This is a genomic window from Streptomyces sp. NPDC021562, from assembly GCF_040640875.1.
Taxonomy (GTDB): Bacteria; Actinomycetota; Actinomycetes; order Streptomycetales; family Streptomycetaceae; genus Streptomyces.
The window spans coordinates 1-1,032 of the sequence record NZ_JBFACN010000123.1 but is presented as its reverse complement, the minus strand read 5'-3'; the positions used below and the strand labels follow the sequence as shown (position 1 = coordinate 1,032).

Annotated in this window: 1 protein-coding gene; it reads left to right on the top strand. The window is 41.0% G+C overall.

The window, feature by feature from the left end; translation table 11 throughout:
- Positions 1 to 12: 12 nt before the first annotated feature.
- On the top strand, positions 13 to 1,032 hold a 1,020-nt coding region (locus tag AB0G52_RS41400), incomplete at its 3' end, for a YceG family protein (RefSeq protein ID WP_361344532.1).

The window sequence follows — 1,032 nt, the reverse complement described above, 5'->3', positions numbered from 1 at the left end:
CTTCCTGTATCGATGGAAAACTGGTATACAACTATGCAACAGCCGCTGAATAGCCGGCCTTTTTATAAGGAAGAAAACGGAACCATTACCTTTGGGCAAGTGTTTGTAAAGCTTCTAGGTGTGCCAATGGATGAAGATGAATATTATAATCAGCTTTATGATTGGGTTCATTCAGAAGATAATAACTTAGAACTGATTAGCAATAATCACTTGAACCGTGTTTTGGATAACAAGCATTTCCAAGCAATTCAAAAAGTACTGAATGTACTTCACGAACAAAATCTTTCTGTTAATCGGTTTGTAGCCTTTTTGGACGGGGAAAACCTGATTTTGAAATCACCGAGTCCATCCATACACCGAAAATTAAGGGAAAGCATGATAAAGCTTGTCGAGCGCTTTGCCGAAACAGAACCAACTGGCTTAAAGAGCAGCGAGCTACGCAGAGTGCTTGTTGATGTTATTAAATGGTCTATCAACCACCTTCAGCCAAGTCTTGAGGCATGCGGTGGCAGTGATAGACTTCCGCAATACTTGTGGTATGGTACTGGCAATAAAAGCCAAGCTTACTTTTTAACATATTTGTCGCAAATCGGCTGTGATTTGGTGATTGCAAGTCCAAATGGTGACGATGTTTTCGAGCAAATTGCAGGTGACGTGCAGCCTGTTTTTATCCATAGATATCCGCAGGAGAAAGAGGCGGAGGAATTTCCGACGGAAAAACGGAGAAGAACAGCAACGGTTGCTTACAGAGCGTCAAAAGAAATTGAGAGCATTTTAAATCATGAAGGCTCTGGCCTTTATAAACCATGGCAGCTGAGGGATTACACACCAATGTCCGTCACGCTAAAGACGACATATGACGAGCTGTTTTTATTGGAAAAAGAAAAAGCGATGATACGCCCGAATTTTGAAGTAAGTAATGGGGAAGTGAAAATTCCTACTATTTTTGCTAAAGTATTTGGTGTAAGCAGCAATAGGAAGGAATACTGGGATAGGATGCATACCCTTGTAAATGTGGAACATGCCCTATTA